This is a genomic window from Corallococcus sp. AS-1-12 (assembly GCF_020036995.1).
In the GTDB taxonomy this organism is placed as follows: Bacteria; Myxococcota; Myxococcia; order Myxococcales; family Myxococcaceae; genus Corallococcus.
This window is the reverse complement of record NZ_JAIQDD010000019.1, coordinates 23,718-41,357: the sequence shown is the minus strand read 5'-3', so window position 1 is coordinate 41,357 and position 17,640 is coordinate 23,718. Positions and strand designations below refer to the sequence as shown.

The window sequence follows — 17,640 nt, the reverse complement described above, 5'->3', positions numbered from 1 at the left end:
TGCCTGGAATGGAATGATCGCGGCCGGGCAGATTTCTTACCGCCGGACGGCCCCTCGCCCGCTCCCCAACCACCACATTCAGAGAAAGCGCGAGAAGAACGCCAACACCCTGCGTGGATATTCTTCAGGGGAGGCCGGGAGGTAGCTCTCGTGCCCCGCTCCCGGCACGCGCCACTTCTCCCACGGGCCCTGCCCCTGGCGCAGCAGGTCCTCCAGGGCCGCGTCCGGCACCCACGGATCCGACTCGCCCGCCACCAGCAGGACGGGGCGGCCCGCGAGCGCGGCCATGTGCCGCGCGGGCTGCACGGCGTTCACGTCCACGCCCGCGCGCTTCATCACGCCCAGCGCCGGCCACAGGCCCAGGGGACCCCAGTGGCCCAGCTCGTCCTGGAGCGCCTGCGCGGGCGCCACGGCGGCGGCCTCCACCACCACGGCCTTGAGGCGCGGGTCCTCCGCCGCGGCCTTCAGCACGGAGTAGCCCCCCAGGGAGAACCCGAGCGCGCCGATGCGCTTCGCGTCCACCTCCGGCTGGAGCGCGGCGAAGTCCACCGCCGCCCGCACCTGCGCGGCCTCCCGGTCGCCGTAGGTGGACACCGTCCCGCCGCTCTCGCCGTGCGCCCCCAGGTCGAAGAGCACCAGCCCGTACCCGGCCCGGGCCAGGAAGCGGGCCTCCGGCAACAACTGCGTGCGGTTGCCCGACAGCCCATGGACCAGGACGACGAGCGCCCCGTCGCGCGGCGGCAGGTACCAGCCCTTGAGCGGGAGGCCGTCGCGGTCCTGGAACGCCACGTCGCGCAGGCCGGCGAGCTCCGCGTCCTTCGGAGGACTGCCCACCGGCTGCCGGGGCGGGTGCACCTCCTGGGCGATGTAGCGCGCGCTGCGCACCGCGACCCAGGCGGCCATCGCCAGCAGGGCCACGCCCCCCAGCAGGAGCCCGGCGACGAGCGGACGCTTCACGCGGACTCCTGGGCCACCCACGCGTCGATCTTCGCCTCCAGCACGTCCAGCGGCAGCGAGCCCGTCAGCAGCACCTCGTCGTGGAAGGCCTTCACGTCGAAGCGTGCCCCCAGCGCGGCCTCCGCCCGGTCCCGCAGCGCGCGCATGCGCAACTGGCCGACCTTGTACGCCAGCGCCTGGCCCGGCCACGCGATGTAGCGGTCCACCTCGTTGGTGACGTCCAGCTCCTGGCGCGGCGCGTTCTCCATGAAGAAGTCCAGCGCCTGCTTCCGGGTCCACCGCTTCGCGTGCAGGCCGGTGTCCACCACCAGCCGCACCGCGCGCCACATCTCGTAGGCGAGCTGGCCGAACTTGTCGTGCGGGTCGTCGTACAGGCCCAGCTCGTCGCCCAGGGACTCGCTGTACAGCGCCCAGCCCTCGTCGAAGGCGACGTAGGACGTGAAGCGGCGGAAGTCCGGCACGTCCGTCTGCTCGGAGGCCAGGGACACCTGGAAGTGGTGGCCGGGCACGGCCTCGTGCAGCGTCAGGGGCACCATCTCCCAGACGGGCCGCGTCTCCGGACGGTAGAGGTTCACCTGGAAGGTGCCCGGGCGCGAGCCGTCCGCGGAGGCCGGGAAGTAGAAGCCCGTCGTCACGTCCGGGGCCATGGCCTCCGGGATGGGTTCGACGACGTAGGGCTTCTTCGGCATCGTGCGGAACAGCCGGGGGAGCAGCGGGTCGATGCGGCGGGCCAGCGCCCGGTAGCGCGCGAGCAGCGACTCGCCGGTGGGCTCGTAGAAGCGCGGCTCCGTGCGCAGCGTTTCGAAGAAGCCCTGGAGCGTGCCGGTGTAGCCCGTGCGCGCCATCACCGCGTCCATCTCCGCGCGCAGCCGCTGGACCTCCGCCAGGCCCACCGCGTGGATCTCCTCCGGCGTCATCCGCGTCGTCGTGTGCCGGCGCGCGAGCACCGTGTACAGCGCCTCGCCGTCCGGGAACTGCCACACGCCCACGGCCTCCGGCGCGGCGGGCAGGTACTCCGTGGTGACGAAGTCCAGGGCGCGCTTCAGCGCGGGCACCACGGTGTTCGCGATGGCGTCGCGGCCCGCCTGCGACAGCCTCCGCGCGTCCTCCGGAGAGAAGCCTGCCGGCATGCGGGTGAAGGGGCCGTAGAAGCCGCTTCGCGTCGGATCCGTCACCACCTGCCGCTCCAACTGCGGCGGGATGCGCTGGAGCACGATGCGCGGGTGGATGCGGTGCTGGCGCATGCCCTCGCGCATCAGCGCCACCACCTGATCCGCGTAGGCGCCGAAGCCCTCCAGCCGCTTCACCCAGTCCTCGTAGTCCCGCACCGTCTCGAAGCGCAGGGTGTCCGCGAGCTGGTACGCCGTCTGGAGCCCCGGCGGCTGCTTGAGCCCCTCCGGCAGGCCGCCCATCTGGTTGAGGGGCATGAGGTGCCACTTCACCCCGTACTCTTCAATCCAGGTCTCGTGCATCCGGCGGAAGAGGTCCAGGTGCAGCCGGTCCGCGTCGCTGTCCAGCGCGGCGCGGTCCACGTCCTGGAGCCGGCGCAGCACGGCGTGGCTGTGCTGGTGGTCCGCCTCCAGCGCGGTGAGGCTCAGGTCATCCCACCGGTCATTCCAGCGCCGGTCCCCCAGGAGCGACGCGTAGGTGGGGTACTGCTGGAGCGAGTACTGCCACTCCGCTTCCAGCAGGGCGTGCAGCGAAGCGGACGCGGCGCCGCGCTGGGGGACGGACTGGGATGACATGGTCGGACTCCGGCGGAGGAACCGCGACTAGACGAACAGCGAAGGATCGAACTCGTCCACGTTGACCGGCAGCAGGCGGGGCAGGGGGCGCTGGAACACGCGGGCGTTGAGCTCCAGGTCGACGACCTTCAGGCCCATCGGGGTGAGCTCGCGGAACTTCTGGCTCACGTACTCGCGCAGGCCCAGCACGGCGACCTGCCGCTTCTCCTCCAGCAGCGGCTTGAGCGCCTCCGCGAAGTCCGCGCCGTCGTGGCTGGCCAGGCCCACCGCCGCCTGCGGGCGCTGGGTGCGGATGTTCTCCAGGAGCTTGAGGATGCCCAGGTCCACGACCTTCTGGTCCGGGCGGCCGTGCAGCAGCGCCACCTCACAGCCCGCGGACTTCAGCGCGCGCACGAAGCCAATCATCGCGTCCGGCAGTTGCTCTCCGCGCGCGTTGAGCACCACCACGCAGCGTACGGGCTTGGGGAAGTACGTGTCGCAGAAGGCGACCAGCCGGTCGAACTGCACCCGGTCCTGGGGCTCGGGCTTGCGCCCGACGATATTGGAGACGGCCCAGTCGACGTTCTCGGCGTCGATGAGGACGTAGGAGGCTGCGGCGGGGCGGACGGATTGCATGACGGGGACAATACGCGGGCTGCCGGCCGTTGGGGGTTTTCATCGACCCAGGCGAATTCGTTGGAACTCCTCCTGAAGCAGCTCCGACACGCGCCGCACCCGGGGGATGTCCAGCGCGGACTTCGCGCACACCAGGTGGGTCTGGCTCCGGGAGAAGGGCCCCAGGTCCAGCTCCAGCGGCACCAGCCGGGTGAGGCGGGGGAAGCGGTGCGCCATGCGGGCCATCACCATGGCACCCAGGCCGGCCTCCGCCGCCGCGAGCATCACCAGGTAGTTGTCCGCCGTGAAGGACGGGGTGAAGCCGGGGATCACCGACTCCAACTGGGGGTTGGGCGGGACGGCTTCGAAGGGGGGCGCCCAGGCCACCCAGGGCAACTGCTGGAGCGACACCTTCCTGGGCAGCCGGGCCTTGAGGGCCTTGGACACGAAGACGGCGTTGGGGACCTCCAGCGTGTCCACGAGCTTCAGGTCCTCGCTGGTGGGCGGGCGTCCGCGCAGCGCGAGGTCCGCCTCTCCGCGCGCCAGGTCCAGGTATTGGATCTGGGACTGCACCTCCAGGCGCAGGCCCGGGTGCTTCTGGGCGACGAAGGCGGCGAAGGGGGCCAGGAAGTCGAAGCTCATGTAGGGCGTGGCCGTCACGCGCACGATGCCCCGGGGGGCGCTGTCCGCGGACTCCGCCGCGCGGTGCAGCTCCCCGGCCCACTCCGCCATCTTCTTCGCGGGCACGAGCAGCCGCTCTCCCGCCGCCGTGAGCGCCGCGCCCTCCACGCTCCGGCGGAACAGCGCGGAGCCCACCGCGTACTCCAGCGCGGCCAGGCGCCGGCTCACCGTGGGCTGTCCGATGCGCAGCCGCCGCGCGGCCCCGCTGAAGCTGCCCGTCTCCGCGATGGCGAGGAACAGCCGGGCGTCGTCCCAGGAGATATCCATGAATGGATGGCATCATGCTGTTTTCGCGGATTTCCATCCACTCGCGCATCGCGCATCGTGCCGCCTGTCCCGAACGCCCGGTGCCTTCGCGCCGGAAGGAAGAAGGAGTCCGCCATGAAGTCCTCCCTGCTCGCGCTCTGCCTCTGTGTCGCCGGTCTCGGCACCGGCTGCGCCACGTCCTCGCACGGCGTCCAGAAGTCCGCGCTCGGCGTGACGCGGCCGGCGGACGCGCTGCTCGCGGAGCTGTCCGTGCCCGGGCCGGTGGAGCTGGAGACGGTCACCTCGTGCGACTGGGTCGCCGGCCGCGGCGGGTTGCTCAACCTGGACCACCCGGCGGCGAAGGCGGCGCACCTGGAGGACGGGGACGAGCCCGTGCAGGTCTTCTTCCACGCGCTGCGCCACCCGACGAAGGGGATGTACATCGTGGACACCGGCGTGGAGACGGCGCTGCGGGACGCGCCGGAGCGCTCGGCGCTGGGCGGCATCGTGGCGAACGCGATGCACCTGGAGAAGATGACGGTGCTGGCGCCGCTGGGCGAGTGGCTGGCGAAGCAGCCCCAGCCGCTCGCCGGCGTCTTCCTCACGCACCTGCACCCGGACCACATCAGCGGCATGGCGGACGCGCCGGCGGGGACGCCCGTGTACACCGGCCCGGGAGAGGCGGGCCTCCGCGCCTTCCGGAACCTGGTGGTGCAGGGCGCCACGGACCGCGCGCTGGCGGGCAAGCCGCCGCTGTCGGAGTGGAACTACACGGCCGACCCGAAGGGCCTCTTCGAAGGCGCGGTGGACATCTTCGGGGATGGGTCCGTGTGGGCGCTCTGGGTGCCGGGGCACACGCCGGGCAGCACCGCGTACCTCGTGCGCTCCACGAAGGGGCCGGTGCTGCTGTTGGGTGACGCCAGCCACACGCGCTGGGGCTGGGAGCACGACGTGGAGCCGGGCACCTTCACGGAGGACGGGCCGCGAAGCGTGGAGAGCTTCAAGAAGCTGCGCGCCTTCGTCGCGGCGCACCCGGAGGTGGAGGTGCGCTTCGGCCACCAGCACTGAGGCGTGAGGCTCCCCGGGGGCCGGGCGCGGCGGGGTGCCCAGGCCACGTCCAGGTGGACGCGGCCCTGGGCGCCACGACTACCGCAGGCGGAAGGAACCCTCGGCGATGATCAGCAGCTCCACGCCGGTGGTGGCCTTGGGGCCGAAGGCCGTCAGGGTGGCGGTGGCTCCGCCGCGCACCGCGGCGTCATAGGTGGCGAAGGCGCTGACCACCGCGTCCGAGAGCGCCGTGGCGGAGGCCTTGCCGGACTGCTCCAGCACCGTGCCCAGCGTGGCTTCCAGCACCGCCCCTGCCTGCGCTCCCGTGTGCACCGCCGAGTCGAAGGCGAGCTGGTTGCTGCCCGTCACCCCCAACTGCGCGCCCATCACGGACGCGCTGCCGCCGGTGGCGAGCTGGGTGCTGTAGCTCGTCCAGGCCGTCGCGGCGGCGCTGGCGGACGTGGCGGAAGAGAGGCTCGCGCGCAGCGACGTGGCGGCGGTGTTCGCCTGCTGCACCGTCAGGTCGGCGGCGTTCGCGCCCTGGAGCAGGGCCTTCACGGCGGCCTCGGTGGCCCGGGCCTCCAGCGCGGCGGCGGCCCGCACCGACGCGTCCGCGACCGCGATCCCCGCTCCCGAGGACAGCCGCGCGTCCACCGCCATGCGATAGGAAACGCTGGCCTCGCGCTCCGCCTGCTGGTCCTGCGCGTCGTTCGCCTGGGGCGTGGCCGCGCGCACCGCCGCGAAGAACGTGTCGTAGGCGTCCGCCGCGGACTGCCCACCGGCATCCAGCGACGCGTCCAACCGCGCGGACGCGTCCAGCGACGCGCTGAAGAGCTGCTCCTGCGTGACGACCACGCCCGCCCGGGCGTACGCCTTGATCCGCGTCGCCTGCGCCGCGCGCACCGCCGCGCCCAGCGCCTCCACCGACTCCGCCGCCGTCGCCTTGAGCTGGCCGCGCACCGCCGCCGCCTGCTCCGCGTTCAGCCTCGCGCGCAGGTCCACCGTGTCCACGCCGTCCGGCGAGTCCCCGTCCCGCACCATCTGCACGAAGACCTCCGCCTCCAGCGAGGACTCACTCGTGATGGGCGGCGCCGTGCGCGCGTCCCCTCCGGACCGAGGCGTCGTGGAGTCCAGCAGCGCGGAGCCCACCGTGGCGCCGGACGCGCTCACCGCTTCGATGATCAGCCGCTGCCCCTCGTCGTCCAGCTCCAGCGTGTAGCTGCCATCCGCCGCGACGTCCGCCTCCGCCAGCGTCGTCAGGTCGCCAGCCGCCACCACGCGGCTGATCCGCACCGTGGCCGCCGCCGAGACCGTCCCGTCCCCCGCCAGCGCGGGCGCGCCGTCGGTGAGCCCCTGCGACTGCTGTCCAGCGCTGTTGGTGACATGCCCATGGACCGTCACCTTGTCGCCGCCGCCACAGGCCGCGAGCATCCAGCACACCAGTGCACCCAGAACCACTTCACCCGCGCGACGCGTCCGCATGTATGGGGAACTCCCGGCCGGGCGGAGACCGCCCCGGCGTCATGGCCGGAATTACGCACCAGGGGATCACCCGGATTCAAGCCGCCGTCAGCTCAGCTTCTCGAGCAGGCCCCGCAGCTCGGCCTGCTCCGCCGCGCTCAAGCGGCCAAGCCGCGCGCCGAACGCCTCCGACAACAGCGCGAGCCCCTTCGCCGTCACCTTGCGGCCGGCCGGGGTCACCTGCAGCCGGTGCCGCCGCAGGTCCTCCGTGTCCAGCTCCCGGCGCAGGAAGCCCGCCGCCTCCAGCCGCTTCACGTACACCGTGATGGTCGGCTTCGGCATGCTCAGGGTCGCCGCCAGCTCGGCCGGGTAGGGGTGCTCCTCCACCTGCGCCAGCACGAACAGCTCCTTCGTGTCCAACCCCAGCGCGGCGATGTCGGGGGCGACACCCGCGATGACCGACATCAGCAGGTTGTAGTTCAGCGACCAGATCTTCGCCGGGTCGATTCTCGACATGGGCCCTTGCGCGGAAATTGGTACAAAATTAAATCAATTCAAGGCTGAACCAATTCGGCCTCGCTGAAACGGTAACACATCCCCTGGAGACCCCATGCCTCTCGACCACTACGTGACGCTCGGCCGCTCCGGCCTGCGCGTGAGCCCGCTGTGCCTTGGTGCGATGACGTTCGGTGAAGACCTTGGCTGGGGCACCAGCGTGGAGGAGTCCCAGCGGATCATCGACCGGTTCATCGAACTGGGCGGCAACTTCATCGACACCGCGAACTTCTACACGAAGAGTCATTCCGAGAAGATCATCGGGGACCACGTCGGCCGGCACGCGGCCCGGCGCGACCGCCTGGTCATCGCCACGAAGTTCAGCGGCAACCTCTACCCCGGCGACCCGAACGGGGGCGGCTCCGGCCGCAAGTCCATCATCTCGGCGTGCGAGAACTCGCTCCGCCGCCTGCAGACCGACTACATCGACCTCTACTGGCTCCACAACTGGGACAAGCACACGCCCATCGACGAGACGATGGCCGCGCTCGAGGACCTGGTCCGGGCCGGCAAGGTCCGCTACCTCGGCGTCTCCGACACGCCCGCCTGGAAGGTCGTCGAGGCGAACGTCACCGCGCGCTTCCGGGGCTGGTCGGCCTTCATCGGGTTGCAGATTGAATACTCGCTGCTGGAGCGCAGCGTGGAGCAGGAGCTGGTCCCCATGGCCCTGGAGCACGGGCTGGGCATCACCCCCTGGTCTCCGCTCAAGAGCGGCGCGCTCAGCGGCAAGTACACCCGCAAGAACGCGGGCCAGGTGAAGGGAGACCGGGGCGCCTTCCTCGAGCCCTACCTGAACGAGAAGACCTACACCGTCGTCGACGCGCTCGAGGCCATCGCCCGCGCGCATGAGAGCACCCCGGCGCGCGTGGCGCTGGCCTGGGTCATGGCGAAGCCGGGCGTGGGCTCGACCATCATCGGCGCGCGGCGGCTCGCGCAGCTCGAGGACAACCTGAAGGCCGCCGACGTGAAGCTCACGGCCCAGGAGCTGGGCCGGCTGGATGAGCTCACGAAGCCCACGTTCGGGTTCCCGCAGAGCATGGAGCCCATGTTCCCGGCCATCCACAACGGCGGGACGTCCGTGAACGGCATCCAGATGCCGGCCTCCCCCTTCGGCGTGGAGAAGGGCGACAAGGTCTACTGAAGGAGCCGCGAGCCTTGTGGGGCTCGCGGCCTGCTTCCTTCACGCGGGCGTCAGTCCGCCAGCATGAAGCCGACCTTGTACTTGCGCGCCTGCGCCGGGAAGCTGCGCGCCACCGCGTCCGCCACGTAGCCGGCGAGGTTGGGGAACACGTAGTCGCGCTCGGCGGCGGTGTTCAGCCCCAGCCACGAGGCCAGCGTCCAGCCGTACTGCTCCACCGTGAGCGTGGGGATCCAGCGCCCGCGCTCATCCGTGGAGCCGTCCAGCGAGCCCGACAGGTCCAGGTTGGGGAAGGTGCCGTAGAGCTTCCGGCCCGCCACGCGGTTGCCCAGGACGATGGCGTGGCCACCCCAGGCGTGGTCCGTGCCGCTGTCGCCGTTCTCCAGCAGCGTCCGGTTGAAGTCGCTCATGGTGAAGAGCGTGGCCTGCGGCGCGTTGGAGCCGAACGCGGCCTGCGTCTCCAGCAGCGTCACCGCCTGCTGGAAGGCGTCCAGCGCGAAGTCCAACTGCTCCAGGAGCTTCGGCTGGTCCACGTCCTGGTTCTGGTGCGTGTCGAAGGAGCCGAAGCCCACGGAGAACACCTGCCGCTTGAGGCCCAGGCCCGCGTTGCTCACCGGCATGGCGCCCGCCACCAGGTCGCGCACCACCTGGTAGAGCTGCGTGTGCAGCGTCCACCTGGCGGTGTCCTCCGGCGGCAGCGTGGGCACGAAGTAGCCCTCGATGGCGTCACGGGTGGCCTGCGGCAGTTGCGCCCACGCGGCGTCGCGCGCGGCGGCGCGGGCGGCGGAGAAGGTCTGCGCCGTGGTGAAGACACCCGCGTAGCCCGTCTCCAGCACGTTGCCGTCCTGCGCCGTCATCACGTCCGCCAGCGCCGCCTGCTGGAGCAGGTCGAAGTCCGACGCCGGGGTGGTGACGGTGCGGAACGCGAGCGTGCCGTCCGGGGCGACCATCATGGGCTTGCGGTCCACGCCCGCGCAGAAGCGCGGCTTGCCTCCGAACGACGTCACCTCCGGGTAGTCCGGAGGCGCGCTGGTGTTGAGCCCGTGGAGCTTGTCCGCGGCGCGGCCACCCCAGCCCGTCACCTTGATGTCGGAGGTGACGGCGCTGGAGCCGGGGTTGGCCAGCGCGCTCGCCCAGGCGTCCTGCTGGTCGCTGTGGGAGAAGAGGTTCTCCGGGACGGAGGTGCCGCCGGCCAGGTAGTCCGCCTTGGTCAGCGGGAGCACCAGCGGGCCCACGTTGCACACGAACGCGGCGCGGCCCGCTTCGAAGTGCGCGCGCAGCTTCGAAAGCGTCTTGGGCAGCGCGAACGAGCCCGCGGCCAGGTCCGTGGGGTTGATGAGGTCCATCTGGTCCGTCTTCAGCCCGAGGGTGGGCCGGGCGGCCAGATACTTCGCGTAGGCGTTCGCCTCGCGCGGGATGAGGATGTTGTTGCTGTCATTGCCTCCCAGCAGGAAGACGCAGACGGCGACGCGGCTGCCGGAGTAGCCGTTGAGGGTGGCGGCGTGGGCGTTGCCCACCCAGCGGGGGAGGGCGGCGGCGGCGGCCAGGAAGCCCAGGCCCTGCGTGGCGCGCCGGAGGAACTGGCGACGGGTGGTGGTCATGGCGTTCACCGCTGGATCTGGAAGGAGGGGGAGAGGAACGTCAGGTAGAGCGCCAGCTTCTTCTTGCGGATGAGCGAGCTCGCGCGGCTGTCACCCATGGCCGTGAGCAGCTTCTGCTCCAGCTCCGGCGCCATCGTGCCGTGCAGCCAGTAGCGGCCCAGGTACGCGACCAGCTCCGCGTTGCTGGACGGCAGCAGGTCGTAGTCCACGGTGAGGCCCGCGTTGGTGGCGGCGCTGGTGTAGAGGAACTCGTGGAGGAAGTTGGCGCGGGCCGTGAGGGTGGCCGTGTCCAGGATGGCGAACTCCGGCCCCACCAGTCCGTCCGCGCCCGGCAGCGGCGCGTTGGGCGGGTAGTAGCTGAACACGGAGGGCGCGCGCGGCACCCACTGGTTCATCGTCCTGCTCCAGTTGCTGAGCTTCAGGCCCGGGTCCTTGGTCGCCGTGTCCAGCGTGGGGTCCAACCAGCGGACCACCTGGGTGACGAACAGCGCGGGCGGGCGCAGGTGCCCGAAGCCGGGCCGCAGCGCGAGGGGCGGCTGGGCGCCGCGCGCCTCGGTGTCCTCCAGGATGGCGCGCACCACCGCCTGGAGGTTGCCGCGCGCGCCGGTGCCGTCGTTCTTGAAGACGGTGGCCACGCGCTTGACGTACGCGGGCGTCGGGTTGCTCGTCACCAGGTGCTGGATGAGCTGCTTGCTGATGAAGGGCGGGACGTTGGGGTCGTTGAAGACGTTGTTCAGCGCCTGGTTCAGGTGCGTGGTGATGGTCCCGCCCGCCGCGGTGGACACGCCCCGCAGGAGCACCTGGCTGCTCGTGTCGTGGTTGTCATTGCAGGGCATCAGCGGGTTCTTGTAGTCGGGCGTGGAGATGGCGGCGCCCTTCGCCGGACACGCGGTGGCGTTCCACGTCCAGCCGGACAGGGCGTGCGCGAAGGCCTTCACCTGCTCCTCGCTGTACGCGCGCTGCCGGTTGCCGTTGGCGTCCAGCGCCGGGGTGCCGTCCAGGTTCAGCTTGTCCGTGCCCAGGGTGAAGAGCTGGAGCATCTCCCGCGCGTAGTTCTCGTTCGGGTCAATGGGGTTGCCCTGCTTGTCGAAGGCCCGGTTGTTCGCCATGTCCAGGTAGCGGCCCATGGCGGGGTCCTTCGTCACGGCCTCCAGCAGCGCGCGGAAGTCGCCGAAGGCGTGCTGCGACAGCAGGTTCAGGTACCCCGCGAGCGCCACCCGCGAATCCGAGTAGGGCGTCCGGGTGGACTCCGGGATGCCGTTCTGGGAGACGACGAAGATCTGGCTGAGCGCGAACGCCACGCGCTGGCGGAGCTGATCCTCCCCCGCCACCGCGCGCTGGAAGAACTGCGAGCCCAGGTCCTGGGCGCTCTCCCCGTCGTACGGCGCGGCGGGCTGGAGCGCGAACTGCTCCGTGAGCGACTGGGTGATGCCCTGGGACATCACGCGCTCCACGGTGCCCACGGGCGCGGGGGTGACGCCGCGCGCCAGCTTGGGACCGAAGGAGGACTGCTCCAGGAAGCGGATGCTGTTCGCCTCGCTCGGCGTCTCCAGGGACTCCGCGGCCTGTTCGGCCCGGCCCAGGACTTCCTGCTGTTCGGGGGGAGGGGACTCTGTGGCGGAAGGCCCGTCGGCCTGTGTGCAGGACGTAGCGCACAGGGCGAGGGCCAGGGCGGTGCGACGAAGCATCCGGTACCTCCTGGTGACTGCGGGGAAAGACCCCGGAACGCCGGGGCCGCGACGTCTCAAAAGATTCTAGGAGATATGTAAATTCAGTTAAAGCGGCCTTTTCTGGTAGTCCTTGAAGCGTGGGATGCAGGAGGTTTCGCGGGTGGTGTAGAGAGGACCGGGTGAGTCGTCCTCCGGTCCCCACGCGCCCCGTCTCCGCGGCCGCCTTCCAGGGCGTCACGCTGGCCTTCTTCACGGGCTGCGCCGCGTGGCTCGCGCGCGAGTCGCGGGAGCTGGGAGGTCGTCCCGGGATGATGGCGCTGGGCGTGGCGGTGGCCGCGGCGGGACTGGCGCTCGTGGCGCTGGGCGCGCTCGTGGGGCTGCTGCGCGGCGGGAGGCTGCTGGCGCTGCGCTCGCGCGCGGAGATGGGCACCTACGCGCTGGTGCTCGCGACCATGGGCGTGCTGGCGCTGGTGGGCCTGCGGCTCTTCACTTCAGGGGGGCGGCCCGCGCTCGCCACGTTCTGCCTGGGCGTCGCCGGGTGGCTCGCGGGCGTGGGCCTGCATGGCGTGCCCGCGCTGTTCCTGGGCCCCGCGGGCTTCATCGACTCGCTGGGGCGGCGCACGCCGTTCTCCCGGCTGGAGTGGTTCACGCTCCAGCGGGAGTCGGGGGACCTGCCCCGCGTGCGCCTCCAGGCGGGGCACGGGACGCGGCTGCTGCTGGCGGCGCGGCTCGCCAGCGCGGATGAGGAGGCGGTGCGGGCCGCGCTCGCCGGTGCGGGCCTCACCGCCCGGCGGCGGTAGCGTCCTTCCACGGGTCTCCGCCCACGCCGAAGGCCTCCAACTGGAAGGACTGCGTGCCGGAGACGCGCACCAGGCCCAGCGCCGGGACGCTGGGGGACCACTGGGCGGTGATGCCTCCGGCGTACGAGTACTCCGTCACCGTCAGCTTCCTGCCGGCGAGGGTCTCCGTGGTTTCGCGCAGGGGGTGGGGCTTGCGGTCGGCGCCCGGTTGATGGAAGGGCGCGGGCGTGTCGCTTGGCGGGCGGCCGGGCACGCGCAGGCGCATGAGCAGCACGCCCTTCGCGCTGAAGCGGTCGCCCTCCACCAGGAAGTCGAAGCCCACGCGTCCGGTGGCGGGCACGTCCAGCTCGATGAGGACCCAGCGTCCGCGCCTGCCCTCGTGGCGTCCCGCGCCGCCCAGCTTGATGACGAACTGCGGGGGCCCGTCCGGCGACGTGTTCACGTAGCGCGCCCAGCCGCCCTCACGCAGGACGAGCGGCAGGCCGAACAACGCATCCGGCGCGCTGCCCTGCGCCCGCGCGGGCACGGCCCCCAGGCCCACGAGCAGCAACGCGAGCAGCGTCAGCAGCCGCCCCATGCGGCCCCCGGACTTGTCCGGCGCGAAGCCCCGGACCGATAGTGCTGTTCCCATGCGCCGCCTCCTGTGTCCCGTGTGCACCGCCGTGCTGCTCTCCGCCGCGCCGGCCACCTCCGCCGCGCCCGACGCGGGCCTTACTCCCGCCCCGGCGGTGGCCGCCTCCGGCGCGGGAACGCCCACGCCCGCGGATCCGCCCATCGCCCCCGAGCGCCTCGCGGAGGCGCGCGCCCTGGTGCCGGCCCTGCTGCTCTACGGCCAGCTCCAGCCCGTCGTGGGCACGTGGGTGGAATACACCGTCCGCTCGAAGCAGGTCACCTTCCCGGTGCGCGCCGCCATCGTGGGCGAGACGCCGCGTGAGCGCGACACGCTCTACCAGGTGGAGCTGGACTACCAGACGTCGCCCCGCGCCCTCATCATCGCCTGGGTGGCCCGCGCCGGGACGGGCCGCGCCGTGGTGGAGCGGCTGGCCATCACCGTGCCGCCCAACACGCCCGTCGCCGTCCCGGTGGACCTGGTCGCGGACCACGCCGCGCTCCGGGGCACCCCCGTCCGCCAGCGCGACACCGACCTGGCCGCCGGCCCCTTCGCCGGCAAGGGGCGCGAACAGACCTTCCGCCTGGAGTCCGGCCAGCAGGTGACGGTGGTGACGGCGGCCCGGGTCCCCGTGTTCGGCGTGGAGTCCCTGCGCGACGCGGAGGCCACCTGGACGGCGCAGAAGAGCGGCACCGGCGCCCGGCCCGCGCTGGACTCCGTGCCGCTGACGTTGCCCCGGGTGCCCGTGCCCTGACGCGGGGGCGGCCCTTTCAGCCGAACGGGTAGCCCAGCACGCAGTAGAAGCCGCGGATGTAGATGGTGAGCGCCGCGAACATCTCCGGCGCGAACGTGGTGATGGCGCCGACGCCGAACATGAACGCCATCAGCAGCACGGTGAACTCCGCCATGGCCTGCCCCCGCGAGCGGGGACGCCGCAGCCACCGGTAGCCACGCGACAACCAGCCATTCATCGATTCGACTCCTGGGGAAGGGCAGCACGCTCGAGCACGAACGTGATGAGGGATTCGGGGGGACCGTCCTTGTCGAGCGGCGCCAGCGTCAGCGACAGCCGCTCACCGGGGCGCTCGAACTCGAGCACCTCCACGCCGCGCGCGAGGCGCCGGTCCGCGGGCGCGTAGCCGCGCGAGGGCATCTGCGCCCGGTAGAACTCCGCGAGCATCTGGGGCGTGCCGTGCGCCACCTGCGTGAGCGTGGTGCTGCCCGCGCCCGGGCCTTCGTTGCCTTCGTCCACGCGCAGCACCGTCACCGCGCCCGGCGGCTGCGGCAGCGACGCGGGCGCCGTGCCCTGCAGGTGGATGCCCTCGCGCGCCTCCACCACGGAGGGGAACACGAGCGTGCGCGTCGCGGCGCCGCCCACGCGGATGGTGGTGACGGCCACCAGCGCGCCCAGCCGCTCGTCGTAGTAGTTCACGGAGCCGCCGCCCGCGCCGTCGTCCTGCGTGACGATGTGGCGGCCCCGCAGGCGGAACTCCCGCGCGTAGAACTCCAGCACCTCGCCCGGCGGGTGCTCCGTTTCGAAGTAGCCCATCTCCATGGGGCTGCCGTTGGTCACCAGCCGGCCCAGGGGCACCATCACCACGCCCGGGAAGGGCGGGATGAGCCGGTGCACCCGGCCCACGCCGGCATCCGGGAACGGCGGCGCCGGGGGCAGGGCGACCTGGGGCGCGGAGGGCGGCTTCGCCGGGGACTCCGGCGCCGGGGGCGGCGGGTCCTTCAGGAGCGCGGCGGTGGCCACGAGCGCGAGCAACCCGCCCAGGCCCACCCAGCGCGTGAGCGCGCCCGTGCGGTCCGTCAGCCCGCTCATGGGATGCAGGCGTCGCTGTTGTAGCGGAAGTACGCCGCCGCCGCCGTCGTGGACTGCGTGTAGACGGACTCCGGCTGGTTGGAGATGACCGCGCCCTGGAAGAAGTTCCCGCGGCACCGGTACGAGCGCATGGGCCAGTTGTCGTCCCGGCCTCCGGAGTTCTGCAGGCCGCGCTTCGTGCGGATGGCGCTGGGCTCGCAGTTGCCGTAGCAGTAGCTGGTGTCGTTGCGCCAGTAGGCCGCCTGGAGCACGTCGCCGGGCACCGTGCGCGTCGGCCGGACCGCGTTGAAGTTGCCCGCGGCCGTCACCTCGCGGATGACCACGGACTGGCGGATGTACTCGTCGGAGAAGGGGAAGTCGAGCCCCAGCACGGACAGCACCGCGGAGATGGAGTTCATCGCCCCGCCGCTGACGCCCGCGTAGACGATCTTGCTGGAGCGGTCATGCGTGAGCTGCTCCACGCGCGGGTACGTCTGTGACGGCGCGTCCCCCGGCCCCCACGCCTTCCACGTGTCGTGGAAGAGGTAGAAGTGCTCCTGGAAGTTCAGGTCCAACTGGTTGCCGTCGAAGCCCGTCGTGTAGAGGGCCACTTCCCGGGGGATGATGTGGTTGATCAGCCGGACCTGCACGTCCGCCTGGACCGCCCCGACGCTCGGGTCGAACCCCATGTCCTGGGCCAGCTTGTCCGGCGAGCTGCCCAGCGCGCCAATGGCCGCGCCCGCCAGCCCGCCCACGCCGGCCTGCCCGCCCATCTTGGACATCTCCACGCTCTCGAGCGGCGCGTCCGCGTTCTGGGCCTGGACCTGGAGGGTGATGCCGTTGCGGTAGGCCGTGCCCAGCGTGCCCGTCTTGGTGGAGCCGTCCAGGTCCTGGTAGCGCGTGCGCGCCTCCGCCGCGATGGTGGACAGGTCCTGGCGCACCGTGCGCTCGAAGGCGACGAAACGGGCCATCTCCGCCATCTTGAGGCGCGCGCGCTGCACCTCCCAGAAGTAGTTCGCCCAGAGGACGAGCACGACGAGCAGCGGCGCCAGCAGCGCCAGCTCCACCGTCGCCGCGCCCCGCTGGGCACGGCGGCCCGGGCGCATCAGTAGTTGATGCCTTGAATGAGCCATTCGCTGTCCTCCCAGGCCGGCACCAGCCACTTGAGGTGATCCGCGTCCCAGTGCGTCTGCACGGGCGCCAGGCGCGCGGTCCAGAGCGGGTTGAAGAAGTTGGGCTCCTCCTTCCACGCGCCGGGGCGGTGGTAGATGGCGCGGCCCACGGCCATGGCCATCATGCCGCCCGTGCGCTGGCGGAAGTCCGCCGCGTAGCCGTCCTGCTTGCCGCCCACGTACTCCCAGGTCATGTCCAGGTACGACTCGCGGATGGCCTCGTCGTTGTTCTCCGCGGTGTTGTACTTGCCGTCCCCGCTGCCCTCCATGAACGCGTTGTTCTTCAGGTTCTCCAGCTCGTAGACGGGCTTCTTGCCGCTGCGCTCCGCGCCCATGTCCTTGCCCAGGACGATGAGGTTGCACGGGTAGCCGAAGTGGTTCTGCCGGGGGCTGACGAAGCTGGTGTCGGACGTGATGAACGGCGTGATGCCCAGCCACGGGTGGTGGTCATCCGTCTTGTTGGAGCCGTATTCCTGGTGGAAGCCGCCCCGGTTGTCCGCCGCCGCCCGGAAGCGCAGCCGGAAGACGTCCTTCCAGCCGAAGAGGAAGCAGGTGGGGCGCACCTCGATGCGGATGTCGTCCGACGCGAAGAGCTGATCCTTGCGGTTGTTCTCGAAGTTCTCGTCGAAGCTCTTGATCTGGCTGTCCGCCGTCTTGCGGATGCGCAGTTGGCCAATGACGACGCACAGGTTGAACTCCCAGCGCCGGCCAATGAGGATGGGCCCCTCGCCCTCGGCCGTCCACCGCCGGCGCACGCCGTTGGCCAGGTTGCCCATGAGCAGGCGGTACTTGGCCATGTTCGGATCCGACAGCTTGTTGCCCGTCACCAGCTTCCCCCGCGCGAGCATGCCGGTGGGGTCCACGCCCATGGTGGGGCTGCTGCTGAAGGGGCCGTCGTCCAGCACGTGCAGGAAGTTCTTGGCGTTGGAGTAGTTGATGTCGCTCGGGTTGCCGAACAGCGAGGACACGGACGCGTTGTTGAACGACTGTCCGGAGTCCATGTCCTCGGTGACCTCCGCGCGCGGGTCGGTCTGTTGGATGACGTTCCCGTGTCCCTTCGTGGTGTAGAGGTCGAAGAGGGTCCCCGTGAGCATGGCCTCCTGGGCCAGCCACAGCGCGATGTTGAGCGCTGTCAGCACGGGGATGAGTAATCGTGAGACGGTCTCCACCGTGACCTTCCACGTTTTTATCGCCGTGGAGACCGCCATGAAGATGGCGCCGATGCCGGGGATGTATTGCAGGTACTTGGCCGCGACGCCGATGGTGCGGTCCAGGTACACCGCGTGGCTCACGTAGGACATCAGCGTGAGCATCGCGGAGTAGTGCACGATCATCGCGCGGTTGGTGTACGCGAGGAAGTTGTAGGCCCGCGCCTCCTTCACCGCCAGCGAGTACGCCTGCGCGTCCGCGGCATCCTGCAGCTTGATCTTCTCGTACACGCCCTGGCCAATGCCCACCGACGTCATGATGGTGACGGCCAGCACCAGCATGACCACCACCCCGAGCACCATGGCCTGCCCGCGCTCGTCGCGCCGCAGTCTTCGCAGAATCCGGAACAT

Annotated in this window: 17 protein-coding genes; 4 read left to right on the top strand and 13 right to left on the bottom strand. The window is 71.2% G+C overall.

What is annotated here, in order from left to right; genetic code table 11:
- Positions 1-78 precede the first annotated feature (78 nt).
- The 4 genes from K8556_RS25920 to K8556_RS25905 are packed head-to-tail and all read right to left on the bottom strand — an operon-like array spanning position 79 to position 4,244.
- Positions 79-957 carry an alpha/beta fold hydrolase gene (locus K8556_RS25920; RefSeq protein ID WP_223742772.1) on the bottom strand — a complete coding sequence of 293 codons (879 nt, stop codon included), beginning with the start codon at positions 955-957 and terminating at the stop codon, positions 79-81.
- On the bottom strand, positions 954-2,702 hold the full coding sequence (locus tag K8556_RS25915; protein WP_223742771.1) for a DUF885 family protein: 1,749 nt from the start codon (positions 2,700-2,702) through the stop codon (positions 954-956). The genes K8556_RS25920 and K8556_RS25915 overlap by 4 nt, the downstream gene beginning before the upstream one ends.
- A 27-nt stretch (positions 2,703-2,729) precedes the next feature.
- Positions 2,730-3,317 carry an NYN domain-containing protein gene (locus K8556_RS25910; RefSeq protein WP_120587154.1) on the bottom strand — a complete coding sequence of 196 codons (588 nt, stop codon included), beginning with the start codon at positions 3,315-3,317 and terminating at the stop codon, positions 2,730-2,732.
- 39 nt (positions 3,318-3,356) lie between these two features.
- Entirely contained in the window at positions 3,357-4,244 is an 888-nt protein-coding gene (locus K8556_RS25905) for a LysR family transcriptional regulator (RefSeq protein WP_223742770.1), read from the bottom strand.
- Positions 4,245-4,358: 114 nt separating this feature from the next.
- On the opposite strand from K8556_RS25905, the gene K8556_RS25900 reads away from it, so the two are divergent.
- Complete coding sequence (locus tag K8556_RS25900) at positions 4,359-5,291, top strand: MBL fold metallo-hydrolase (protein WP_223742769.1); 933 nt, start codon at positions 4,359-4,361, stop codon at positions 5,289-5,291.
- 78 nt (positions 5,292-5,369) lie between these two features.
- Here the strand turns inward: K8556_RS25900 and K8556_RS25895 are convergent, their stop codons facing one another.
- Together K8556_RS25895 and K8556_RS25890 are read right to left on the bottom strand one after the other, a co-directional pair.
- Positions 5,370-6,752: a hypothetical protein gene (locus tag K8556_RS25895; RefSeq protein ID WP_223742869.1), complete on the bottom strand. Its 1,383-nt coding sequence runs from the start codon at positions 6,750-6,752 to the stop codon at positions 5,370-5,372.
- An 87-nt stretch (positions 6,753-6,839) separates the two neighbouring features.
- A complete protein-coding gene (locus K8556_RS25890; protein WP_223742768.1) occupies positions 6,840-7,247 on the bottom strand; it encodes a MarR family winged helix-turn-helix transcriptional regulator in 408 nt (135 codons plus the stop codon).
- A 94-nt stretch (positions 7,248-7,341) separates the two neighbouring features.
- Between K8556_RS25890 and K8556_RS25885 the strand changes: the two genes are divergently transcribed.
- Complete coding sequence (locus K8556_RS25885; RefSeq protein WP_223742767.1) at positions 7,342-8,427, top strand: aldo/keto reductase; 1,086 nt, start codon at positions 7,342-7,344, stop codon at positions 8,425-8,427.
- Between the two features lie 50 nt (positions 8,428-8,477).
- On the opposite strand, the gene K8556_RS25880 is transcribed toward K8556_RS25885, so the two are convergent.
- Both K8556_RS25880 and K8556_RS25875 read right to left on the bottom strand, forming a co-directional pair.
- Positions 8,478-10,025 carry a DUF1501 domain-containing protein gene (locus K8556_RS25880; protein ID WP_223742766.1) on the bottom strand — a complete coding sequence of 516 codons (1,548 nt, stop codon included), beginning with the start codon at positions 10,023-10,025 and terminating at the stop codon, positions 8,478-8,480.
- Between the two features lie 5 nt (positions 10,026-10,030).
- Positions 10,031-11,713 (bottom strand): DUF1800 family protein, encoded by a 1,683-nt coding sequence (locus K8556_RS25875; protein WP_223742765.1) that lies wholly within the window; start codon positions 11,711-11,713, stop codon positions 10,031-10,033.
- 161 nt (positions 11,714-11,874) lie between these two features.
- On the opposite strand from K8556_RS25875, the gene K8556_RS25870 reads away from it, so the two are divergent.
- Entirely contained in the window at positions 11,875-12,495 is a 621-nt protein-coding gene (locus K8556_RS25870) for a hypothetical protein (RefSeq protein ID WP_223742764.1), read from the top strand.
- On the opposite strand, the gene K8556_RS25865 is transcribed toward K8556_RS25870, so the two are convergent.
- Entirely contained in the window at positions 12,476-13,126 is a 651-nt protein-coding gene (locus K8556_RS25865) for a hypothetical protein (RefSeq protein WP_223742763.1), read from the bottom strand. The genes K8556_RS25870 and K8556_RS25865 overlap by 20 nt on opposite strands.
- Here K8556_RS25865 and K8556_RS25860 point away from each other — a divergent pair.
- Positions 13,125-13,859 (top strand): hypothetical protein, encoded by a 735-nt coding sequence (locus K8556_RS25860; RefSeq protein ID WP_223742762.1) that lies wholly within the window; start codon positions 13,125-13,127, stop codon positions 13,857-13,859. The genes K8556_RS25865 and K8556_RS25860 overlap by 2 nt on opposite strands.
- A gap of 16 nt (positions 13,860-13,875) precedes the next feature.
- On the opposite strand, the gene K8556_RS25855 is transcribed toward K8556_RS25860, so the two are convergent.
- The 4 genes from K8556_RS25855 to K8556_RS25840 are packed head-to-tail and all read right to left on the bottom strand — an operon-like array spanning position 13,876 to position 17,640.
- The gene (locus K8556_RS25855) at positions 13,876-14,076 is read right to left on the bottom strand and encodes a hypothetical protein (RefSeq protein ID WP_223742761.1); all 201 of its coding nucleotides are present in this window, start codon (positions 14,074-14,076) and stop codon (positions 13,876-13,878) included.
- Entirely contained in the window at positions 14,073-14,930 is an 858-nt protein-coding gene (locus K8556_RS25850; RefSeq protein WP_223742760.1) for a hypothetical protein, read from the bottom strand. The genes K8556_RS25855 and K8556_RS25850 overlap by 4 nt, the downstream gene beginning before the upstream one ends.
- Complete coding sequence (locus tag K8556_RS25845; protein WP_223742759.1) at positions 14,927-16,015, bottom strand: pilus assembly protein; 1,089 nt, start codon at positions 16,013-16,015, stop codon at positions 14,927-14,929. The genes K8556_RS25850 and K8556_RS25845 overlap by 4 nt, the downstream gene beginning before the upstream one ends.
- A complete protein-coding gene (locus K8556_RS25840) occupies positions 16,015-17,640 on the bottom strand; it encodes a pilus assembly protein (RefSeq protein ID WP_223742758.1) in 1,626 nt (541 codons plus the stop codon). Before K8556_RS25840 ends, K8556_RS25845 begins: the two co-directional genes overlap by 1 nt.

Excerpts from the sequence above, each read along its gene's own strand:
- K8556_RS25915 (WP_223742771.1), bottom strand. The coding sequence starts at position 2,702 with ATGTCATCCCAGTCCGTCCCCCAGCGCGGCGCCGCGTCCGCTTCGCTG.
- K8556_RS25910 (WP_120587154.1), bottom strand. The coding sequence starts at position 3,317 with ATGCAATCCGTCCGCCCCGCCGCAGCCTCCTACGTCCTCATCGACGCC.
- K8556_RS25905 (WP_223742770.1), bottom strand. The coding sequence starts at position 4,244 with ATGGATATCTCCTGGGACGACGCCCGGCTGTTCCTCGCCATCGCGGAG.
- K8556_RS25900 (WP_223742769.1), top strand. The coding sequence starts at position 4,359 with ATGAAGTCCTCCCTGCTCGCGCTCTGCCTCTGTGTCGCCGGTCTCGGC.
- K8556_RS25895 (WP_223742869.1), bottom strand. The coding sequence starts at position 6,752 with ATGCGGACGCGTCGCGCGGGTGAAGTGGTTCTGGGTGCACTGGTGTGC.
- K8556_RS25890 (WP_223742768.1), bottom strand. The coding sequence starts at position 7,247 with ATGTCGAGAATCGACCCGGCGAAGATCTGGTCGCTGAACTACAACCTG.
- K8556_RS25885 (WP_223742767.1), top strand. The coding sequence starts at position 7,342 with ATGCCTCTCGACCACTACGTGACGCTCGGCCGCTCCGGCCTGCGCGTG.
- K8556_RS25880 (WP_223742766.1), bottom strand. The coding sequence starts at position 10,025 with ATGACCACCACCCGTCGCCAGTTCCTCCGGCGCGCCACGCAGGGCCTG.
- K8556_RS25875 (WP_223742765.1), bottom strand. The coding sequence starts at position 11,713 with ATGCTTCGTCGCACCGCCCTGGCCCTCGCCCTGTGCGCTACGTCCTGC.
- K8556_RS25860 (WP_223742762.1), top strand. The coding sequence starts at position 13,125 with ATGCGCCGCCTCCTGTGTCCCGTGTGCACCGCCGTGCTGCTCTCCGCC.
- K8556_RS25865 (WP_223742763.1), bottom strand. The coding sequence starts at position 13,126 with ATGGGAACAGCACTATCGGTCCGGGGCTTCGCGCCGGACAAGTCCGGG.
- K8556_RS25855 (WP_223742761.1), bottom strand. The coding sequence starts at position 14,076 with ATGAATGGCTGGTTGTCGCGTGGCTACCGGTGGCTGCGGCGTCCCCGC.
- K8556_RS25850 (WP_223742760.1), bottom strand. The coding sequence starts at position 14,930 with ATGAGCGGGCTGACGGACCGCACGGGCGCGCTCACGCGCTGGGTGGGC.
- K8556_RS25845 (WP_223742759.1), bottom strand. The coding sequence starts at position 16,015 with ATGCGCCCGGGCCGCCGTGCCCAGCGGGGCGCGGCGACGGTGGAGCTG.
- K8556_RS25840 (WP_223742758.1), bottom strand. The coding sequence starts at position 17,640 with ATGTTCCGGATTCTGCGAAGACTGCGGCGCGACGAGCGCGGGCAGGCC.